Origin of the sequence: Promicromonospora sp. Populi, assembly GCF_041081105.1 — a bacterium.
Taxonomy (GTDB): Bacteria; Actinomycetota; Actinomycetes; order Actinomycetales; family Cellulomonadaceae; genus Promicromonospora.
The window spans coordinates 3,544,642-3,565,838 of record NZ_CP163528.1 but is presented as its reverse complement, the minus strand read 5'-3'; the positions used below and the strand labels follow the sequence as shown (position 1 = coordinate 3,565,838).

Sequence of the window (21,197 nt, the reverse complement as noted above, 5' to 3'; positions counted from 1 at the left end):
ACATAGCGGTCACAGGGCCAAAACGGTCGGCACAGCCGGAACGATCAACCCTCCAGCAACCCCCGGATCTCGTCTACACCCAGCGCCCCGGCGAACGCCCCCGCGTCGTCGCTCAGCACGGCGTCGAACAGCCGGGCCTTGCGCTCCTTGAGCGCCATCACCTTGTCCTCGATGGTGTTCTCCGAGACCAGCCGGAACACCATCACGTTCCGCGTCTGCCCGATCCGGTGCGTCCGGTCGATGGCCTGCGCCTCCGTGGCCGGGTTCCACCACGGGTCGAGCAGGTAGACGTAGTCGGCCTCGGTGAGATTGAGCCCGAACCCGCCCGCCTTGAGGCTGATCAGGAACACCGGGGCGGTCCCGTCCTTGAACCGCGCGATCACCTCGGGCCGCCGTCGGGTCGACCCGTCGAGGTACTCGTAGGGGATCCCCAGCTCGCGGCACATCTCGGCCGCCTTGGCCAGGAACGACGTGAACTGCGAGAACACCAGCGCGCGGTGGCCCTCGGCCGCGACCTCCAGAAGGTGCTCGGCGAGCAGACCCAGCTTGGCCGACGGCACACCGTCGTACTCCGGGTCCACCAGCGAGGCGTCCAGCGCCATACGCCGCAGGGTGGTCAGCGCGCGGAAGACGGCCACCCGGTTCTCGTCGAACGAGTCGAGTAGCCCCAGCAGGCGGGACCGCTCCCGTTGCAGGTGCGTGTCGTAGATCCGGCGGTGCTTCGCGTCGAGGGTCACGCGGAGCACCTGCTCCTGCCGCTCCGGCAGTTCCGGGGCCACTTGGTCCTTGGTGCGGCGCAGGAGCAGTGGCCGGATCCGACGGCGGAGCCGGGCCAGCAGCGGCGTCGAATCACCCTCGCCCGCAACCGGCTTGACGTAGTCCTCTCGGAACTTCATCGCCGACCCGTACAGCCCCGGCGCCACTATCGCGAGCATCGCCCACAGCTCCATGAGGTTGTTCTCCATGGGCGTGCCGGTGATCGCCAGCTTGAACGGCGTCTGCAGCCGGCGGGCCGACTCGTTGGCGCGCGTCTGGTGGTTCTTCGCGAACTGCGCCTCGTCGAGGATCAGGCCGCTCCACTCGACGTCGGTGAACGCGTCGAAGTCCAGCCGGAAGATCGCGTACGACGTCACGACGATGTCCGTCCCGGCGGCCACCTGCGCGACGGTTGTACCCGCCTTGCGCGCGGTGGTCGGCAGCGTCACGACCTTCAGGTCGGGTGTGAACCGTGCCGCCTCCGCGGCCCAGTTGCTCACCACCGAGGCGGGCGCGACCACCAGGAACGGCGGGCTGCCGGCGGGCATCTCCTGCCGGGCCTGCGCGACGAACGCGAGCGTCTGCACGGTCTTGCCCAGCCCCATGTCGTCGGCGAGGATCCCGCCCAGCCCGTGCCGCCACAGGAACGTGAGCCACTCGAACCCGTGCTGCTGGTACGGCCTCAGCTCCGCCTTCAGCCCCACGGGCGGCGCCACGGGCTCCGGCCCGCCCGTACCGCCGTCCGCGGTCAGTGCGACCAGGTCGCTCACCGAACGCCGCCATCGGTCGGACTGCTCGACGATGTCGGCCACGTCCTCCAGCTCGGCCCAGAGGCCGGCGTTGAACCGGCTGATCCGGAGCTTGCCCGGCTTGTCCGACAGCCGGTGCGCCTCCTCGATCAGGGCCTTGAGCCGCGCGAACACCGGCAGGTCGGTGCGTAGCCAGGTGCCGTCGGTCAGCATGAACCGTCTCTTGTTCCTGGCCAGGGCGTCGAACAGCGGCCCGAACGGGATCTCCCGTCCGTTGACCGTGACCAGGACACCCAGGTCGAACCAGTCCAGGTCGCCGGTGTCGTCGGCGCGCATGCTGACCACGGGCGTCGCCTCGAGCCCGCGGTACTCGGGCAGCTCGTCGCTTTCGACGAGCACGTCCGGCAGCTCCCGGAGCGCGGGCAGCGCCATGGTGGCGAAGTCCATCGCCTGCAGCCCGCGGAACACCTCGGGCGCCACCCGGAAGTGGTTGAAGCCCGGCACGTCGCGCACCGCGGCGACCGCCCGGCCCAGGGTCGCGGCCTCCGCCGCAACATCGCGCAGGTCCATGCCCGGTTCCAGGGCCGTGGTCAGGGGGTATTCCTTGTCCGACGGCGGATAGGCCCACCGCCACGACACGCTGATCTCCGCCGGGGAGACCGCCTCGACGGAAGCCACGAGCTGCGGCCGGGGCAGCTCGGGCAGCTCGACGTCGGGCTCGGCGCGCACCTGCACCTCGCGGCGCAGCAGCGGCAGGTAGTCCGCCAGGAACTCGTCGACGGCGTCGGCCGGGATGGCGACGTCGGCCAGGTGTGCCGCCGCGCGCTCCTGCTCGGTCAGCGGCGCCGTCGTCGGGCCCAGGGTGATGGTGCGGCCCGAGGGAGACTCCTCGACCGCGAACAGGCCGTGGTAACCGAGCGGGCCGACGGCCGTGGCCGGGGTGACCGCGCCGTCGAAGGTGACGGTGCGCGCGAGGTGCGCACCGCCGTCGGGCAGAGACAGGTCCAGGGCTATGGATGCCTCGCCGGCCAGGCGCAGCCTCTCCTGCTTGGACTTGCCGACGAGGCTGATACCGAGGCCGGCGGCGTCGGCGAGATGGCGCCAGAACGGGCGGGGGAGCACGTCGTCGAGGCTGATCCAGTCGCCGGTGCTGAGGTACCCGTAACCGTGCGGGCTCGTGGCGCGCAGGGCGTCGAGCGTGGTGAACCACTCCCTGACGCGCGGTTCCACGTCGCGGAGGAACCCGTTGCGGATGTAGTTCCACGACGCCGTGCCGCCCACCCACGCGCCGCGCGCGTTGCGCTGGACCGGGCGGACCGAGAGGGACAGGGTCTGCGCGGCGTCCGAACCATCGATCCGGAACTGCAGCGCCAGCTCGGGCGCGGCTCCCGCCGCCGACCCGGCCGACTGCGGGGGCACGTCCTGGCTGGTCGGGACGAGCTGCTGCACCGCCGCCTTCCAGGCCGGGACCTGCGCGCGCTTCAGCGAAGACGCCGGCCGGACCATCGAGGCCAGCCCGTCCGAACCTGCCTCGATGAGGGTCGCCACCACGTGCTTGCAGGCGGATCCCACCGGGCACGTGCAGTCCGAGCCGACGACGACGGGCGGCCCGGCCTTGTCCGCTCGGAACTCGATGGAGCACGAATAGGTGCTGCGACCGCTGCCGCGCACCCACGAGATGAGCAGGAGATCGTCCGGCAGCCACTCCCACGAGATGACCCGGCCCTGCTTCTGGTAGTCCTCGCCGCGCTGGTAGGCGCCGCTGCCCACCAGCAGCCTGATGGCCGCGGGGTGGATACGCGGGGCGGGGATCGGCGTGGGCACACGTCCATGGTTCCACGCTCGGCAACCTGGCCAGCGGAGTTATCCACAGCGTGCCGTTGACCCGCCCCTTGTCAGTCACCTCTGGGAGAGTGTGCGCATGAAAACCCTGCCCGACGCCGGTCGCCGGCCCGCCGCGCTCAGTGTCCTGGCCCTGACCTTTGCAGCGTGGCTGGTGGTGCCGCTGCGGCTGCTGAACCCCGGGATGGAGCTCGATCTCGGCTTCACCACGAGCAACGTGGTCTTTGTGGTGGAGAACGCCGCGATGATGTCGACGGTCGTGCTGGCGGTGGGATCGGCAGCGGTCCGGGCCCGCAGGCTCCTGCTCGGGGCGGTCGCGGTGGCCGGTGTGCACCTGCTGTTCCAGGTCGGCACGGTGATCGTGCAGCTCGCGGTCGGCGCCCAGGCGGAGCTGGTCCTCGGTACGCTCTCCGGGATCCTCGTGCTGGCCGTCGCGCTGGCGGGCCTGCTGATTGCCCTGCGCCTGCGCAACCCACGGTCGGCTCGATGGATCGGCCTGGCCGTCGCGCTGGTCGGGGCGGTTATCCACACCCTGTGGACGAGTGCGCTGCTCCCGCTGGTCTCGATGCTGCCCTACGGGGACCTCATGCCCGGGTTGGTCGGTTCCCTGCTGCTGAACGCGTCGCTGGGTCTGCTCGGTGTTGCCGCCGCTGCGTTGTGCGGCTGGGCCGCACCCATGGCACGGCGGATCGGCGCGCTGCTGGCCGCGATGGTCGGCCTGCTCGGGATCATGGCGTCCGTGGTCGCGCTCGGCGCCTTCGGTGGCGGCTACGCGGCGGTGCAGGTCTTGCAAGGGCTGCTGATGCTGACCGCCGTGGTGTTCGCGGTCCTAGCTGCCCGGCGTCTGGTCGCGGCTCGGCGCCTGGCTGCGGCTGCTGTTCCGGACACGGTCGCCGCCGAGACGTGATCCGTGCGCTTGGCCGAGCGGGCCCCCTGCCTGGCCGAGCCAGTCGCTTGACGTGCCTGGCCACCCGCTTCGCCGAGCTCACTTGTTACCTGGCCGAGCTGGCCCGGATCTCCTCGAGCGCGACGACCTCGAGGATCTGCTTCACGATGATCGGACCGACCGACTCCCAGGAGAGCATCTCTGCGATCACCATGTAAGAGAGGTCGTCGCCGGTGAAGCAGCCTCCCCGGTGCAGTGCGTTGAGCAGCCGGTGCTTGGGCCAGCCGAGCCCGTCGAGGCGCTCGATCCGCCGCACTGCGGGAAAGAGCCGGCCCACGGGCAACGACTTGAGACGGGTTACCGCGACGTCGGCGAGGCGCGCGACCCCGACGTCGGTCTTGCTGTCGACCTGACCGACGTACCAGGCGTCGTCTTCGGCCATGACCTCGCGGAACCAGGGGAACACCTCACCCCAGCTGGGCGTCGGGGTGACGGTTGGTGCGTCGGACATGAACGGAAACCTCCAGTCCCTGTAGATAAGTTCTCGTAATCCTTGCACCGTTCAGCCGTCAAAACGGACGTGATCGGCTCAATCGACCGGACCTCATCCACAAATTCACCCGCTCTGCGTTTGCCGAGGCAGCGAAGCCGTGCGTGCACCCCGCATCCCGAACAGGATCGCTGCCGCCACGTACCCCAGGGAGAGAGCGACGAAGAGCCCGGGTGACCATCCGGCGTCGGGCACGAGGAAGGCCGCGATGGCTGCGGCACCCACAAACGCCGCGTTGTAGAGGACGTCGTAGAACGCGAACGCGCGGCCGCGGTAGGCGTCCTCGGAGTCGCGCTGCACGATCGTGTCGACGGCGATCTTCGCGCCCTGCGCCGCGAGCCCGAGCAGCGCGGCGGCCGTGACCACGGTGACAATGCCCGGCTCGGGCACGAGGATCAGCTGCGACGCCCCCGCCACAAGCAGCATCACGGCGATCCACGTCTGCGGGGCCATCCGCCTGGCCAGTACCGCGGTGAGCACTATCGCGAGCCCGCCGCCGACGCCGGTCGCCCCGATCACCGTGGCAAACGTCGCGAGCCCGGCGGTGCGATCACCCGGGTCGGCCAGCAGGTTGCGCGACATCAGGATCGACGCGATGAAGACCACCCCGTAGAGGAACCGGTGCAGCGCCATCACCAGCAGGGCCTGGCCGGGGGTGCGGCGGGCGGCCAGGTAGCGGGCGCCGTCGACCAGGCCGCGCGCCACGGCCACGATCTGGTTGCGGATCGAGTCCACGGCCGGGCGCTCCGGGCCCAGCAGCGTGCGCGACATCCGCAGCCCGAGCAGCGCGGCGCAGCCCATGACGACGCACGCGCAGGCCAGCGCCGTCGCGTCCTGGATGCGGCCGGCCGGCATCGCGAGGCCGAGCACAAAGCCGATGCCGCCCCCGAGGAACGCCGCGCCCGCGCCGAGCGTCGGCGTGAGCGCATTGGCCGTGAGCAGCAGGTCGCCCTGGACCACCCGCGGCAGGCCCGCCGACAGGCCCGCGAGGAGGAACCGGTTGACGCTCAGGGCGGCGAGCCCGAGCACGTAGATCGCCGGGGAGACGCCCTGGGTGAGCATGAGCACCGCCATCGTGCCGGTGATCAGCACCCGCACCGCATTGCCGTAGACCAGCACCTGGCGGCGCTGCCAGCGGTCCAGGAACACACCGGCGAACGGACCCACCACCGTGAACGGCGCCAGCATCACCGCGAACGCGCCGGCGATCGCCGCGGCCGACCCCTGCGACTGCGGGCTGAAGAACAGGAGGCTGGCGAGCCCCACCTGGAACATGCCGTCACCGGCCTGGGAGACCAGGCGTACCGCGAACAGCTTGCGGAACCCGGGGAGGCGCAGCAGCGCACGTAGCTCTGCAAGGACTGTCACTCCTTCACAGTAGTTTGCCCCCGCGGTGTTCACCCTGCCGCAACCCCGCCGCCATCGGGGCGCAGCCTGACCGCCACCAGGTCAGGCAAACGTGCGCAACGTGTCCCCCAACCGCCGCCACGCGGCATTCATCGCTTCCGGCGCCGCCCTCGCACTGGGGCTGAGCGTTATCCCGGCGTACGCCGCCGGTCAGCAGGCCTCGACGAGCTCGGTTGCAAGCGGCGTCAGCGCCTTCGGCTCGGCCGGCACGTTCGGCTCGCCCAGCCCGCTCGGCTCGCCCAGCGCACGCGAGACCTTCCACCGCCTCGCCACCTACCCCGTCTTCCAGAACGTCCCCGCTGGCACCGACCCCGCGGAGACGACGCTCGCCGAGATCTCCGCCGTCACCGACGACGGCAAGACCCTCGTCCACACCGATGCCGCCGCACGCCGGATCGGGTTCGTCGACATCAGCGACCCCGACGCGCCGCAGGGCCTCGGCACCCTCTCGCTCGCGGAGCTCGGCTCCGAGCATGACGAGCCGACGTCGGTCGCCGTCGTCGGCGACTACGTGCTCGTCGTCGTCGACAGCTCGCCGTCGTTCACCGCGCCGTCGGGCCGCCTCGACATCGTCGACCTCGCGACCCGCACCCGCGTGCGCTCGATCGACCTGGGCGGCCAGCCCGACTCGATAGCCGTCACGCACGACGGCGCCCACGCCGTCATCGCCATGGAGAACCAGCGCGACGAAGACGCGCTGCCCGACACCGGCGAGGGCGAGGAGGGCGACCTCCCGCAGGCCCCCGCCGGGTTCCTGCAGTTCGTGGACCTCCCGGGCAGCGACCCCGCGGCCTGGCAGACGCGCCCCGTTGCGCTCGACGTGCAGGCGCTCGCGGACGCGGGCCTGGACACCCCGCAGGACGCGGAGCCGGAGTACGTGGCGATCAACCCGTCCGACACCAAGGTCGCGGTGACGCTCCAGGAGAACAACGGCGTCGCGGTGCTCGACGTCGTCACAGGCGAGCTCGAGAGCGTGTTCTCCGCGGGCGACGTCGCGCTGGAGGGCGTGGACGTCGACAACGACGATGTGATCGACCAGACCGGTTCGCTCCCGGCGGTACCGCGCGAGCCCGACGCGATCGGCTGGGTGGACGACGAGCACGTCGCCACGGCGAACGAGGGCGACTGGAAGGGCGGCACGCGCGGCTGGTCGGTCTTCGAGGCCGCGACCGGCGACGTCGTCTGGGACGCGGGCGCCGACCTCGAGGAGCTGGCCGTGAGCGTGGGCCTGCACAACGACGACCGCGCCGACAACAAGGGCGTGGAGATGGAGGGCCTCGCGGTCGCGACGCTCGACGGGGTCCGGTACGCGTTCGTGGGTTCCGAGCGGTCCAACTTCGTGGCCGTCTACGACGTGTCCCGCGCGTCGAGGCCGCGGTTCGTGCAGGTCCTGGCCACGACGAACGGTCCGGAGGGGATCCTGCCGGTCCCGTCGCGGAACCTGCTCGTCGTCTCCTCCGAGGAGGACGACGCCGAGGTCGGCGTCCGCGCGTCGGTGTCGGTGTTCGGCAAGGGGTACCGGTACGCCCGCGATGCTGGAACGCCCGCGTTCCCGTCGATCGTCTCCGCCGACGTCCGCACCGCTGACGGCGAGAAGAAGCCGATCGGCTGGACCGCGCTCGGCGCCCTCTCGGCCGACCCGGACCGGCGGGACCGCCTGTGGACGGTGACCGACGCCGCGAAGTCGCCGACGTCGATCCTCTCCGTCTCGACCGCAGGCTCGCGCGGCACCGACGACGAGCCCGCGGTGATCGACCGCGAGATCGTCGTCACCGAGGCCGGCGAACCGGTCGGCCTGGACGCCGAGGGCATCTGGGCCCGGCCGTCCGTCCGGGGCAAAGCCGGCGGGTTCTGGCTCGGCGTCGAGGGTGCGACCGGCGCGCAGAACGCGCTGGTGCGCGTGTCGGCGTCGGGCAGCGTCCAGCAGCGGATCAGCCTGCCCGACGACGTTGCCTCGGGCCTCGGGCGATGGGGCATCGAGGGTGTGGCCGGGACGGTGGACCGCGACGGTGAGCACCTCTTCGTCGCGCTGCAGCGTGGCCTGACCAGCGACGACGGCCTCGGCGGTTACGCCCGCATCGGGCGGTACGACGTCGCGACCGGCGAGTGGACCTGGTTCGGCTACCCGCTGTCCGCGCCGACCGCCGATGGCGACTGGGTGGGCCTGTCCGAGGTGACGGTGGTGGACAGCAACACGCTCGCCGTGATCGAGCGGGACAAGCTCAACGGCCCGGCGGCGGAGCTCAAGGCCGTGTACACGGTGGACCTGCCGAAGCGCGACCCGCGCCCGGGCACGGTTCCGGTGCTCCGCAAAAAGCTGGCGATCGACGTCCTGCCCGCGCTGCGTGCGACGAACGGCTGGACGCAGGAGAAGCTCGAGGGCCTCACGATCGGCGGTGACGGCCGCGTCTACGCCGTGACCGACAACGACGGCGTGCAGGACGCGACCGGCGAGACGGTTTTCCTCGACCTGGGCAGCTCGTGGAGGCTGTTCCGCTGACCGAGGGTTTGGGCGTCTCGCGGTAGCCACGCGCGGTAACCATAGGAATGCGGGGTGGGTTGCGCTGAGTAGACAAGATCTACTCAGCGCAACCCACCCCGCAGGTGTGTAGTCGCCGAGTGGAGCTCAGCCTCGGGCGTTCACGTGGATCGCCAGTGCTCCGTACGCCGGGACCGTCGCGGTGAACCAGCCGTCGCTGCCGACGGTCCGCGTCACCGAGCAGTTCGACGACGCGACGACGTCGCAGTACGTCCCCGCCGGGAGCGACGTCTGGAACGAGCGCGACACGGCAGAGGCCGTGTTGTTCAGCACCACGTACCCCCGGTTGCCCCGGCCGTAGGCGACGAGGTTGCCGCCGTCGTCCCACCAGTTTGTGACCAACGTGCCGGAGACGGCGTTGTGGAAGCCGACCATGCCGCGGATCTCCGTCCACCGCTGCGTGCACGTCCACCGCCCGGCGCCGCAGGTCGCGTCCGGGACCGTGGTCTCGGTGGCGCCGGGCGCACCGGCGTCGTTGTTGGAGAACTCGTAACCCGAGTACACGGTGGGCGAACCGTAGGGCCAGGACAGCATGAACGTGTTGGCCAGGATGTACTTGGCGCCCCACTTGTAGCTCATCGTCTCGCCGTTGCGCTCGGTGTCGTGGTTGTCCACGAACACTCCCGCTCGGTCGTACGGCAGCTTGCCGTCACCGATGAACCGCAGGTTCCTGATCTGCCCGTCGAAGTTGGCCCTGAGCTGCCGGGCGTAGTTGAACTCGTGCGAGTCTCCGCTGCCCAGATACTCGGCCGGCTGGATGGGCTCGCCCGCCGCGCCGATCACCTCGTGCACCCAGAACACGTTCGGGTTGTTCATCCGGGACTTGATCGCCGCGAGGTCCGACGCCGGGATGTGTTTCGCGGCGTCGATCCGGAACCCGTCGACGCCGAGCGAGACCAGGTCGTTGAAGTAGGCGGCCAGCCGGCCGCGCACGTAGTCGGAGCCGGTGCGCAGGTCCTGCAGCGAGACCAGGCGGCAGTTCTGCACCTCGTACCGGTTGGTGTAGTCCGCGATGTTGGTGCGGCAGTCGTTGAAGTCCGGGGCGCTGTAGGTGCCGGGGAACGAGTCCTGGCCGTAGGTGCTGCCTGCGACCCCAGTGCCGGAACCCGCCGCCATGTGGTTCACGACGGCGTCCGCGATCACGCCGACGCCGACCGCGTCGCAGGCGGCGACCATGTTCGCGAACTCGGCGCGGGTGCCCAGCTTGGACTCGATCCGGTAGCTCACCGGCTGGTACGAGGTCCACCACTGGGAGCCACGGACGTGCTCCATCGGTGGAGAGACCTGCACGTAGCCGAACCCGGCCGGGCCGATCGTATTGGCGCACTCCGCGGCGACCGAGTCCCAGGTCCACTGGAACATGTTCAGGATGACGTCCCCGTCACCGTGCGGCGGGGTAGCGGCGTCGGCTCGTTCCACGGTGGGAGCGGCCGCAACGGCGACCAGGCCCAGGGTGAGTGCGGTGGCGAACGTCGTCAGGGTGGCGAACAGGCGTCGGGGCACGTTCGGATGGCGCATCATTGCGGCTCCTTGCGGCGTCGTCCCGGCGCGGGCGCGCGCGTCATTGCGGGGCCCTTTCCGGATCTTGCTGCAAAGCATTGCAGACATTCGGGGTGAAACGCCAGAGCCCGGACCGTGGCGGTCCGGGCTCCGGTGGCTTGGCAGTGCGGGTCGGCTACTCGGAGTCGTTCGGCATGAGGAGCCAGAACGCGAGGTACGCGATGAACTGCGGTCCGTGAATGAGGAAGGAGAGGATCTCGCCCGAGGAAAAGCCGGGGTGAAATGCGGCCTTGTCCAAGGGTGGGCAACTGCACCACCCGTACGCTGGCTCCCGTCGCGCCGGTCCACCTGGGAGGTCAGCGTTGGGGTACGTCCACAGGACACCCGCATGGGTCGGGCCGCTGGGGGCCAAGGCCCGTCGGACCTACTGGGGCGTGGTTCCCCTCAAGCCGGAGGCCCTCACGCGCGGGCTCCCGCCCCATCCGGACGATGTCACGCCCGCCGGCACCTTCGGAGACTGGTATGCCGCCGCATGCGCTCACCTCTGGCGCGCGGAGCAGGTGGATCTCTCAATCTTCCGAATGGTCGCCGGCAGCTTCTTGATCCTCTTCCAGCTCGTCGGGCTCGCGCCCCTGGTGTGGTTCGTGGCCGCACTGCTGCCGGGCGTACCGGTTGCTGGCCCTGATCCCGTGCTGGCTCTCGCCGGCTGCGGCCTGCTCGCCGTCGCGTGGACGGGTTGGGCCTGGTATCGACGTCGATGGAACCGGGCTTGGGAGCTGAGAAAGGCGTGGTCATGGGCGATCTACGACCCGCGAGTGCTGGCCCTGCCGGTACGCCCGCTCCCCGCGGGTGAGGAACGGGACATCGATGTCGATCCTGAGGCGACGCAGCCGTACCGGGCTCGCTGGTTCTTTCCGATCGAGGAGCGGCCGTTCGTCGGAGCGGTGTACTTCTCCGGCAGCCACACCGACCGGGCGCGTGGTCGGGAGGTGCTGCGGCTGCACCTGCCGCTCTACGCCTTCTTCCTGACGCTGATCGGTGTTATCGCATCCCCAGGCTGGTGGGACTTCGAGCCAGGTCAGTATGTGCTGCTGCTCATCACCTTTCTGCTCGCGGCGCTACCGCCGACCGTCTGCTCGCAGGTTCGCTACTACCGGCGAGCTTCCTTCGCCACGAGACTCGCTCGAGCGGAGGTCGAGGAGCGGCACCAGTGGATGGGCTGGCAGCTGCTGCACGGGGTGCCCGGCCGGGACGGGTCGGCGCGCCGCGGTCCGCACGCGCCGTCGGGCAGCAGACCGGGTGCGGGTCCTGGCCCGCGGGCCAACGTCCGGGCAGCGCGCGCCGAAGAGCAAGGATCGCGGGTGATGCTGGTCGCCGTCGCCGTATTCCTCTTCGGTGTCTTCGGGCTGGTCGGGGTACTGGCCGTGCTGAGGGAACCAGAGAACGGTCTCATCCTCCTCGGCGGTGTGGCGTTTCTCGGGGCCGTCTGCCTGGCACTGCTGCTGTGGCTTAGGTCAGGGCAGCAGACCGCCGGCCAAGAATGGACGGGCTTCCTGGTCCGAGTGGACCCTCCGCGGGACCCGCGCCCGCAAAGCACCTCGGTGCCGGTGGGCGAAATGGTTCTGACGCTGTCGGACGGGCGCGCCCACCTGATGCCGATCGACGAGTCCGTCCCGGAGCTAGACCTCCCGGTAACCGCTCTGATCAGCGGGGTCGGCCAGCTCGTCCGCGGCGGGAAGCAATGGCTGGTCCTGCCCGACGACACCCATGTCGCCATCACGTGCTCCGACTACCTAGGCGTCCGTGATGCGGCTGCCGCCGCAGGGATCACGGTGCTTCTGCCCGGACCGCAGCCGCTCTGAGGTCGGGGTGAACTTTGCCGATCTGGTCCGGCGGCTTGTGCGGCGCCATCTAGCCTTGATCCGCTCGCACGATGACCGGAGATCGTAATGACTGTTGTTCTGTCCCCTTCCGCGCGGCTCCGGGTCAGGGTGGTCCGCGCCGTGGCGGGGCTCGCCGCCGGAGCACTGGCAGGTTCCCTGGCGCTGGTGCCGGCGGTCTCAGCTGCCGCGGCTGTCGTCGAGCCGCCGTTCACTGGTGGGTCCGTGGTCGTCGAGTCTTTGCGGTCGGCGGGGGAGACCCATCCGAGCTACAACAGCGACTACGGGGCCGAGATCAGCGGCTTCAGGCCTGAGCCCTCGTCGTACACCTATCAGTGGCTCCGGGACGGCGCGGCCATCGAGGGCGAGACGGGCTGGCGGTACCTCAGCTCCCCGGCCGACGTCGGGCACGAGGTCTCCGTCCAGGTCACGGCGCACCGGACCGGCACCACCTCGACCTCGGCGACCTCGACGCCGTTCACGGTCCGTCCCCGCGACACGATGCACGTCAACTACGGGCTCAGCTGGATCGGTTCCCCGTGGGAGAGCAACTTCTGCTACTGCCAAATTTCGGACGGGATGAGTGCGGGGCTGCCGGGCAGCGGGGCGACGGCGCAGGCGCTGATCGCCTACCCGACATCGGGGTCGTACGCCGCGGGTACGGACCCGTCGACCGACAGCGACGAGATGCCCGCGCCCTTCTGGTTCGAGACGGAGGGCTACGTCCAGGGCCTTGGCTGGTCGGGGCAGAAGTACCGGGACAACATCCCGTACGTCGGCAGCATCGGCCAGAGCCGCCGCTTCGAAGCCTTCCGGATCACGCCCGGCGGCCCGCACGTCTCGTTCTACGACGTCTGGTACCGCGCGTACTCGCCGAAGTACGGCTGGCTCGGTTGGGCCAAGAACGGCGAGAACGCCGGCACCACCGGGTACGGCTACCGCATCGAGGACGTGCAGATCCGGGTGCTGCCGAAGGGAAAGGCGCCCACGGCATCGGGCACGGGGAACGCGCCGTTCTACGACAAGGCGACCCAGAACCAGGTGACCGTGCAGCCCTACCTGCGGCCTGACGGCTGGCAGCCGCTGGTGCACGGCGGCTCGACCGCCGGGCTGACCAGCACCTCGCAACGGCTGAACGCGGTGCGGGTCGACGTGACCGGCCTGCGCTACTCGGGCGGCGTGCAGGTCTCGGCGAAGGTCGAGGGTGACGGCTGGCGGCCCTACGTGGGCGACACGAAGGTCGCGGGCACGTATGACTCCACGGACCGGACGTCCGCCTACAAGATGCGGCTCACCGGCGAGATGGCCGAGCAGTACGACATCTACTACCGCGTCTACGTGGCCGGCACCGGCTGGCTGGGCTGGGCCAAGAACGGTGCCGGCGCCGGCACGGAGTCGTACGGTCAGCGCAACACGGCGGTGCAGGTGGTGCTCGTCAAGAAGGGCGAGCGCGCGCCGATGAACGGCAACGGCCGGGCGGCCTACCAGCGCTGAGCCGGCTGCCGGGCGGCGTCGTCAGGCCGCCTGGCGCTCGTTCGGAATGGCGATCCAGCCGATGATGTAGGCCAGGACCTGCGGACCCGGGATGAGGATGGACGCGACGGTGACCACGCGCACGAGCGTCGGGTTCCAGCCGAATCGGCGGGCGATGGCGGCGCAGACGCCACCGATCATGCGCCCCTGGCGTGGACGGGAGAGGGTCGGTGTGCTCATGCCATCGACGGTACGCGCCTCGCAGGCTGTCGAGTATCCGGTGATTCCCTGGTAGGGCCCTGATCCGGCCCAGGGTTCTGACGCGGGCGAGCGCGGGTGAACTTCGCGAAACCGCGTTGTTGTGCCGTTATCGCCCGATCTAGTCTCGGCGCAGCCCTTCCTGCGCGGGGGCTTGGCGGCCCCTGAGGGGCCCTTGAGAGGAACGACGATTTGAACCCCTTGCAATCTTCGGGTCTACCGAGCCGTGTCCTGGCAGCCCTGACGGGCGGCGCGCTGCTCGCCGGCCTGATCACGGTGCCCGCGATCCCGGCGGCCGCGTCGGCGGAGCCGTCTGCGTCAGCGGAGCCGTCAGCGTCAGTCGAGCCTGCGCCGTCGATCACCGTGAACGGTGACGCCTGCGGCGCCGAGCCTGCTTGGTACACCGGCACCGGTGACTACATCGATCTGCAGTGGGCCACGACGTTCGACGCCGCTACGGAGGTGTCGTCGGTCTTCTACTCGATCCTCGGGCCGGACGGTGTGTCGGTGACCGGGTTCCCCGACCCGGTCGACGCCGGACTGAGCACGGTCGAGCGCGAGCTGTACCTGAGCCACGAGAACGTCTACACCCTCGAGGTCCGTGTCCGCGAGGGCGACGTCTGGGGGGCGGAGCCGGTGGCGTCGTGCCGCTTCGGGGTGCGGCAGCCACCCGTCGTCGCGCTGACCGTGCCAGTGCTCGGCGCCGGAGCCGTGTATGTCTACGGCGAGGCTCGCGGTGGGGCGGGCGTGGCCGGCCAGTATCTGGTGGCCGCCACACGTCAGGGCGAGGCCGTCGCGTACGAGTACGCCGTGACGGAGAGCTCGAGCCGACCCGCGACGTGGGAGAGCATCTCTGTGGCGGACAGCAGCCCGGTGGTGATCCCCGTGGTACCCACGACATCCGGTAGCAAGTACCTGCACGTGCGGGGAGTCGACCGGTATGGCGTGCGCGGTCCTGCTCGGTGGAAGAACTTCCTGGTGGGGACCACCAGCACGACGCAGCCCGCACCGCCGGCGATCACTGTGCGCGGTCTGGAGGATTCGATCCCGGGCGACGGTCGTATCCCGTTGGAAGTCACGCTCACGAGCGACCTGGAGGTCAGACCGATGGGCGAGGTCGTGCTCCGGCACGGGACTCAGGAGGTCGGCCGTACGACGTTCGACGCACAGTCCGAGACCGTCCTCGTGGAGCAGGCGCCGCTCGGTACCGGGTTACAGGAGATTTCCGCCGAGTACCGGCAGTTCGAGGGCGCCCCCACGTTGTCCGCGACGGCCCGGATTTGTGCGGACGGCTGTCCTTTCACCGGTGGAAAGGCCACCATCACGGCGTTCGACGACGTGCGCCTGGACCCGAACCTGTACGTCAAGGTGTCCGGGTTCTCGCCGCAGCCGACGTCCTACAAGTTCGAGTGGCTGCGGGCGGGCAAGGTGGTCTCGTCCGGTCTAAGCGATGAGGACGCTCATTACCTCAGCCTTCCGCCCGACGAGGGACACACGCTGACGGCCCGAGTGACCGCCTACGCGCCGGGTATGGCGCCCAAGACGGTCACGGCTTCGGTCAAGATCGGCGACCGGGAGGACGCCGACGTCTGCTACGGGGGCAAACTCGTCGGATCAAGCTGGTTGAAGAACTATTCGTACTGCAGCCCCGACGCCGTCTCGATCGGCTCTCCGGGGAGCGGCAGGGGGCTCGAGATGCTGGTGGCTGAACCGTGGCCGGCTCCTGGGTATGTGAGCTCCAGAGGTGGGGAACTCCCCGACGACGGCGGTGGCATTGCCGACTACTGGTTCGACATGGAGGGATACGTCCAAGGCCAGGGGTGGGAAGGATTCAAGGTCAAGGACACGGTCTTCTACGTCGGAAGTGTCGGGGAGAACCGCCGTCTTGAGGCGTTCCGTATCGACGATGGCGGGGTGCTGGCCCCCTACTACGACGTCTGGTACCGCGCCTACGTGCCCAAGTACGGCTGGCTGGGCTGGGCCAAGAACGGTGCGGAGGCAGGCACCGTCGGGTTCGGCTACGGGATCGAGGCCGTCCAGATCAGGGTCCTGCCGAAGGGCGAGCGTCTGGAGTCCGGGTCGGGCAATGCGGCCTACTACTACGCGCCGGTGCAGCAGCAGGTGCACGTCAGGTCCTACCTCCGGCCGTCGAACGTGTGGCGCGCGCCGGTGATGGGCGGTTCGACCGCGGGCCTGACCAGCACGACTCAGCGGCTGAACGCGCTGCGTGTTGACGTCGACGGGACGCAGTACTCGGGCGGCGTCCAGGTGTCGGCCAAGGTCGAGGGTGACGGCTGGCGCAGCTACGTGGCCGACGATCGTGTCGCGGGGACGTACCACGCAACGAACCGGACGTCGGCTTACAGGATGCGCCTGACGGGCCAGATGGCCGCCCAGTTCGACATCTACTACCGGACCCACGTCGCCGGGACCGGCTGGCTCGGCTGGGCCAAGAACGGCGACGGTGCAGGTACCGAGAGCTACACCAAGCGGGTCACCGCGGTCCAGGTGCTGCTCGTGGCGAAGGGCGACCCGGCACCGCCGAATGCTTACAGCCGGGCGGCCTACCAGCGCTGACCGCCCGCCAGAGGGGCCGGCCGCGGAAGTGCGCAGCCGGCCCCTCTGTATCGGCAGGGGTCACCAGCCGTTCGGTACCAGCACCTTGCGGATGCGCTTCTCGCTGACCGGGCCGTCCGTGCCGAGCTGCTGCGCGAACAGCGAGACACGCAGCTCCTCCAGCATCCAGCGCACATCCGCGAGCTCGGCCGCGCGGGCGGCGTCGGGGGAGCCCGCCGCGTATGCGGTCTGCGCCTTCTCGTACGCGGCGGTGACATCGCCGATCCGCCAGGCGAGATCGGAGTCCCGCGCGGGGTTCTCCGTGGCCTTCACCAGGCGGTGCGAGTCCGCGCGCAGGTAGCGCGCCAGGTGGGGCAGCCGCCGCGGCGGCGTCGTCGACACGAACCCGTCGTGGATGAGGGCGGCGCGATGCTCACGCAGGTCCTGGAGCGTGTTCAGCAGGGCGAGGCTGCCCGACGCGCGGATCTCCGCCTCGAGCGTCCGGCTCGCCGAGAGTGCGGCCACCACGTGCCCGACGACGCGGTAGACCTCGTCCTCCAGGTGCTGCCGCACAAACGCCAGCGCGTCGGCGTACGCCGACGCGGACCGCACGGCCGCAGCATCCACTCCGCCCGGCGGCGTGTCATACCGCGCAGACTCGCCACCAGAAGTCAGCGACACAACAGCCGCGAGCTGCAGATCGGCCACCAGCGCCTCGGTGCTCGGATACGGCGACGCCGCCATCGTCAGCGACTGCGTCCCCGTCCACCGAGACGTGATCCGCCCAGCACCCAGCGCGGCCTCGGACACCAGCAGCCGCCGCACGCCGGCCGCGTGCAGCACGTCCTGCTGCGTCGAGTCCGCCAGGATCCGCAGCGCAACCCCGACGGACCGGGCCTGCCCCTTCACCTTGGCAGAACGCTCCTCCACCAGCGCAGGGAACCCCCGCACCACAACCCCGGCCCCCACATCGGTAGCCACCGAAGCGGGCAACACCCCGCCGTCGGGCAGCCCGGCAGGCCAACCACTCAACCCAGCCTGCTCCCCGACAACACTCCCACCAGCACCCCCAAGCCCCTCGACTCCACTCCCAACGCCAACCTCACCGCCACCACCAACGCCACTGCCAACGCCCCCGCCAACCACCCCGTCACTGGAGCCGCGCCCCACCCCAGAAGGCGACGAACCTACGAAGGGCGCGGAAGGCGAAGACCCTCGCGCGGACGTATTCCTTCCCGAAGTGGAGGGCCCCCTGGGGCCCGTGAACGCGTCCGCGCGAGGGTCGTCGCCTTCCGCGCCCGCCCCAGCAACAGCAGAACCAGCGGAACCACCAGCAACAGAAGCAGCCCGAGCCTCAGCCAACGCCGCCCCAACAGCCCCACGCACAGCAGACCGCACAGCAGCCTCAGCCTGCGCAGCCAACTTCCGCTGCAACAGCAACAGATCCTTCGACTCGTCCAGCACGATCGAAGACGCCGACCGCCCCCGCCCGCGCTCCTCGATCACCCGGAACGTGACCCGCAGATGCGCGGGAAGCCGCGACAGACGCTCGTCGTCCCAGACCTCAGCCGGCACCACCACGTCACGCAGCACCCGGACAGCCCGCGTGAACGCGGACACGAACGGCTCCGCCATGTCGCCGGCCCGGACGATGTCCTCCCAGGCAGGGCACTCCGTGCGCAGCCACGCGACTATCTCGCGCGCGACGTCGGGTGCCGGCACGAGCTCGCGCCGTACCGCCTTGGGCAGCGACTTGATGGTCGCGACGGTCAGCTCTTCGAGGAGCCCGGGCACCATCCAGTCGAACCCGTCGGGCACCACGCGCGCGAGCACGGCGACGGGGATGTGCACCGTGACGCCGTCGGCCTCGGAGCCGGGCTGGAACTGGTAGGTGAGCGGCAGGGAGAGCTCGCCCTGGGGCCAGGTCTCCGGGAACTGCGCGGTGTCGACGGACGCGTCGCCGACCAGCTGCTCCATCGTGAAGGCGAGCAGGTCCGGCGTCTCCTTGCGCGCGCGCGACCACCAGCGGTCGAAGTGCGCGGCGGACACCACGGAGTCGGGGACGCGCTCGTCGTAGAAGGCGAAGAGGTCGTCCTCGTCGGCGACCAGGCCGCGCTTGCGGGAGCGGGCCTCCAGCTCGCCGGCCTCTTCCAGGAGGGCACGGTTGTCGTGGAAGAACCGGTGGTGCGTGGTCCACTCGCCCTGGACGAGCGCGTGCCGCACGAACATCTCGCGCGCCGCCTCGGGGTCGACCTTCGCGTAGAGCACCCGGCGGTCGGACACGATCGGCACCCCGTACAGCAGCACCTTCTCCGTGCACATCGCGGCGCCCTGCTTGCTGGACCAGTGCGGCTCCGAGTAGGTGCGCTTCGCGAGCGGCCCGGCCAGGTCTTCGGCCCACTCGGGCTGGATGCGCGCCACGTCGCGGGCCCAGAGCCGGCTGGTCTCCACCAGCTCGCCCGCCATGATCCACACCGGCGGCTTCTTGGACAGCGGCGACCCGGGGAAGATCGCGAACCGCGCCCCACGCGCGCCGACGTACTCGTTGCGAGCCTGCTTCGTCGCGCGCTTCAGCGCCCGCTCGCGGGCCTCGCCCCGCAGATGCGCGACGGCGGATGCCTTGACCTCACCGGTGTCCTGCATCCCGATCTGCGACAAAAGCCCAGCCAGCAACGAACGGTGAATGGTGTCGTCGTCCCAGGTCTGCCGATACGAAGGCGACTCGACCTCAGGCGTATCACCGCCCTCCACCGGACCCGACCCACCGCCGTCGGACGACCGACGCCGCGGCTGGAACGACATCTCGATGCCCAGCGGCCGCGACATCTCGCGGAGCTGCGCCACGACGTCCTGCCACTCGCGGATGCGCAGGAAGTTCAGGTACTCGGACTTGCACAGCCGGCGGAAGGCCGAGCTGCCCATCAGGTGCTGCTGCTCCCGCACGTACTCCCACAGGTTGAGGTAGGTGAGGAAGTCGGAGCGCGGGTCGGCGAAGCGGGCGTGCTGCTGGTCGGCCTGCGCGCGCTGCTCGGCGGGGCGTTCGCGCGGGTCCTGGATCGACAGCGCGGCTGCCACGATCGCGACCTCGCGGGCGACGCCTTGGCGCGAGCCCTCGAGGACCATCCGCGCCAGGCGCGGGTCCATGGGGAGCGCAGCCAGCGTGCGGCCCACCTCGGTGAGCTGCGTGACGGTCCCGCCGTCCGACGAGACCTCTTCCAGCGCGCCGAGCTCCGTGAGCAGCTGGACGCCGTCGCGGATCGCGCGCGTGTCCGGGGGCTCGACGAAGGGGAACCGCGCGACGTCGTCGGGCGTGCTGACCACTCCGACCGAGATCATCTGCAGCAGCACCGACGCCAGGGAGGTGCGCAGGATCTCGGGCTCGGTGAACTCGGGCCGCCCGTCGAAGTCCTCCTCGGAGTACAGGCGGATCGCTATGCCGTCCGCGACGCGGCCGGACCGGCCGCTGCGCTGGTTGGCGGAGGCCTGCGACACCGCCTCGATCGGCAGCCGCTGCACCTTGGTCTGCTTGGAGTAGCGGCTGATGCGCGCCGTGCCGGGGTCCACCACGTAGTGGATGCCCGGGACGGTCAGCGACGTCTCGGCGACGTTCGTCGCCAGCACGATGCGCCGCGAGCTGTGCTGCTGGAAGACCCGGTGCTGCTCCGCGCTGGAGAGCCGCGCGTACAGCGGCATGATCTCGATGTGCTGCGGATGCTTGGGGTCGCGGGCGCGTTCCTTGAGGTGGCCGGCGAGCCCGTCGGCGGTGTCGTGGATCTCCCGCTCGCCCGAGAGGAACACCAGGATGTCGCCGGTGCCCTCCCGCAGCAGCTCGTCGCAGGCATCGATGATGCCGGTGACGAGGTCCTTCTCCTCGCCGCCGCGCGCCCGGCCCTTCTTCTTCGGTCCGCCGGCATTGCCCGACGGCGGCCGCTCGCCTTCCGTACCCGCCTCGCCTTCGTCCGGCGAGAGCGGGCGATAGCGGATCTCGACCGGGAACGTCCGGCCGGACACCTCGACGATCGGGGCCTGGTCCGCGAGCAGGTCGGTGACGTAGGTGGGCGCTCCGCCCCGCTGGGCCAGGGCCGCGGGGGAGAAGTGCGCGGCAAACCGCTCCGAGTCGATGGTGGCCGACGTGATGATCAGCTTCAGGTCGGGCCGCTGCGGCAGGAGCCGCGACAGGTAGCCCAGCAGGAAGTCGATGTTGAGGGACCGCTCGTGCGCCTCGTCGATGATGATCGTGTCGTAGGCGAGCAGCTGCGGGTCGCGCTGGATCTGCGCGAGCAGGATGCCGTCGGTCATGACCTTGACCAGCGTGTCCTCGCTGGACTGGTCGGTAAACCGCACCTGGTAGCCCACCACGCCGCCGAGCTGCGTGCCGAGCTCCTCGGCGATCCGCTCCGCGACCGTGCGCGCGGCCAGCCGCCGGGGCTGCGTGTGCCCGATCTGGCCCTGCCGGCCACGCCCCAGCTCCAGGGCGATCTTCGGGATCTGCGTGGTCTTTCCGGAGCCGGTCTCGCCGGCCACGATCACTACCTGGTTGTCGCGGATCGCAGCGGAGATGTCGTCGCGCCGCGCCGAGACGGGCAGCTGCGCCGGGTAGGTGATGGGCGGCACCTCGACGGCGGCGCGCTTCGCGGCAGCGGCTTCGAGCTGCGCCGTCGAGACGCGGCGCGGCCCGGTGCGCCGGGCCGGCGGTCCTGCTGACCGTTCGGGGGGCCGTCTTGTTGGCCAGCCCGCCGGCCGACCTCCCGCGTGCACCACGCCCGCGGTTCCGGCCTCCGCCCGGGCGGCCGCTATCGCC

General features: G+C 70.4%; 11 protein-coding genes. 5 read left to right on the top strand and 6 right to left on the bottom strand.

Annotated elements, in window-relative coordinates; all coding sequences use genetic code 11:
* Window positions 1-44: 44 nt before the first annotated feature.
* Window positions 45-3,329, bottom strand: coding sequence for an SNF2-related protein (locus AB1046_RS16135; RefSeq protein ID WP_369370312.1), 3,285 nt, complete (start codon window positions 3,327-3,329; stop codon window positions 45-47).
* Window positions 3,330-3,426: 97 nt separating this feature from the next.
* Between AB1046_RS16135 and AB1046_RS16130 the strand changes: the two genes are divergently transcribed.
* Window positions 3,427-4,254, top strand: a complete 828-nt coding sequence (locus AB1046_RS16130; RefSeq protein ID WP_369370311.1) for a hypothetical protein — start codon at window positions 3,427-3,429, stop codon at window positions 4,252-4,254.
* Between the two features lie 85 nt (window positions 4,255-4,339).
* Here AB1046_RS16130 and AB1046_RS16125 read toward each other — a convergent pair whose 3' ends face one another.
* Window positions 4,340-4,744 (bottom strand): hypothetical protein, encoded by a 405-nt coding sequence (locus tag AB1046_RS16125; protein WP_369370310.1) that lies wholly within the window; start codon window positions 4,742-4,744, stop codon window positions 4,340-4,342.
* A gap of 105 nt (window positions 4,745-4,849) precedes the next feature.
* The gene (locus tag AB1046_RS16120) at window positions 4,850-6,151 is read right to left on the bottom strand and encodes an MFS transporter (RefSeq protein WP_369370309.1); all 1,302 of its coding nucleotides are present in this window, start codon (window positions 6,149-6,151) and stop codon (window positions 4,850-4,852) included.
* Window positions 6,152-6,251: 100 nt separating this feature from the next.
* Between AB1046_RS16120 and AB1046_RS16115 the strand changes: the two genes are divergently transcribed.
* Complete coding sequence (locus AB1046_RS16115) at window positions 6,252-8,690, top strand: esterase-like activity of phytase family protein (protein WP_369370308.1); 2,439 nt, start codon at window positions 6,252-6,254, stop codon at window positions 8,688-8,690.
* Between the two features lie 126 nt (window positions 8,691-8,816).
* Here the strand turns inward: AB1046_RS16115 and AB1046_RS16110 are convergent, their stop codons facing one another.
* A complete protein-coding gene (locus tag AB1046_RS16110; protein ID WP_369370307.1) occupies window positions 8,817-10,250 on the bottom strand; it encodes an alpha-amylase family protein in 1,434 nt (477 codons plus the stop codon).
* Window positions 10,251-10,810: 560 nt separating this feature from the next.
* Here AB1046_RS16110 and AB1046_RS16105 point away from each other — a divergent pair.
* Entirely contained in the window at window positions 10,811-12,091 is a 1,281-nt protein-coding gene (locus AB1046_RS16105; protein ID WP_369370306.1) for a hypothetical protein, read from the top strand.
* An 87-nt stretch (window positions 12,092-12,178) separates the two neighbouring features.
* Window positions 12,179-13,603, top strand: a complete 1,425-nt coding sequence (locus AB1046_RS16100) for a hypothetical protein (RefSeq protein WP_369370305.1) — start codon at window positions 12,179-12,181, stop codon at window positions 13,601-13,603.
* A 21-nt stretch (window positions 13,604-13,624) separates the two neighbouring features.
* On the opposite strand, the gene AB1046_RS16095 is transcribed toward AB1046_RS16100, so the two are convergent.
* On the bottom strand, window positions 13,625-13,822 hold the full coding sequence (locus AB1046_RS16095; RefSeq protein ID WP_369370304.1) for a PspC domain-containing protein: 198 nt from the start codon (window positions 13,820-13,822) through the stop codon (window positions 13,625-13,627).
* A 210-nt stretch (window positions 13,823-14,032) separates the two neighbouring features.
* Here AB1046_RS16095 and AB1046_RS16090 point away from each other — a divergent pair, with 210 nt between their 5' ends.
* Entirely contained in the window at window positions 14,033-16,417 is a 2,385-nt protein-coding gene (locus AB1046_RS16090; RefSeq protein ID WP_369370303.1) for a hypothetical protein, read from the top strand.
* A gap of 60 nt (window positions 16,418-16,477) precedes the next feature.
* On the opposite strand, the gene hrpA is transcribed toward AB1046_RS16090, so the two are convergent.
* Window positions 16,478-21,157, bottom strand: a complete 4,680-nt coding sequence (gene hrpA, locus AB1046_RS16085) for an ATP-dependent RNA helicase HrpA (protein WP_369370302.1) — start codon at window positions 21,155-21,157, stop codon at window positions 16,478-16,480.
* Between the last annotated feature and the right edge of the window lie 40 nt (window positions 21,158-21,197).